At 67.8% G+C, this 752-nt stretch carries 1 pseudogene; it reads right to left on the bottom strand.

The features are described 5' to 3' along the window. Positions 1 to 125 precede the first annotated feature (125 nt). Positions 126 to 671 (bottom strand): annotated as a pseudogene (locus tag FMEAI12_RS00225) (transposase); the annotation flags it as partial. Between the last annotated feature and the right edge of the window lie 81 nt (positions 672 to 752).

Here is a 752-nt window from a genome sequence, read left to right as displayed (position 1 = left end):
GAGTGCATACGCGACGCATGCCGGAGGCGGGGACGGGCTGTGAGCACTAGCCCGGAGCCGAATCGTCGACCACGTCGACCCTCCTTTCGTTCCGCTCACTCACACATTGCGACCTCGCGTCGCACCACATGGAAGAAGTCCACGGCCAGCATCGTCGACGCCTGCGTGCGCAGGAACTGCCGCCATGTCGTGTCGGTCTGCCGTTGCGGAGCCGGGGGCAGCCCCAGGGACGTCAGGACCCGGCGGATCGTGGAGGCACTCACCCGGTGACCGAGCTTGAGCAGCTCGCCCCGGATCCGCTGGTAGCCCCACGTCGTGTTCTCGGTCGCGAGCCGCTTGATGAGGGTCACGATCTCCGTGCCGACCGGTGGCCGACCCATCCGCTGTGGATGGGTCCATTTCCGTACGATCAGACGGCGGTGCCACCGTAGGACGGTGCCGGGAGTGACCAGCCGGTGCGCTCGCAGTGCCTTGGGGAGAAGTCGGATCAGGGCGGCGAGCACCGCCCGGTCCGCCCAGTCCCACCGGGGCTTGGGCTGGGTACGGCGCAGCACCGCAACCTCATGCCGCAGCACCAGCAACTCGATGTTCTTCGACGCCGACGAGCGGCCGAGGAGAACCAGCCAGCTACAGACCCGAACGAGGATCAGGTACAGCAGGCGTACGGACATAGTTGACCATCATGCGGCCGGCCCCGCGCCGGCGCATCGCCCCAGGTCACAGGCTCAGGCCGACTTCTGGCACCCCACAGG

It is taken from the genome of Parafrankia sp. Ea1.12, assembly GCF_900465275.1.
Lineage (GTDB): Bacteria > Actinomycetota > Actinomycetes > Frankiales > Frankiaceae > Parafrankia > Parafrankia soli.
This window is presented reverse-complemented; position numbering and strand designations above follow the sequence as displayed.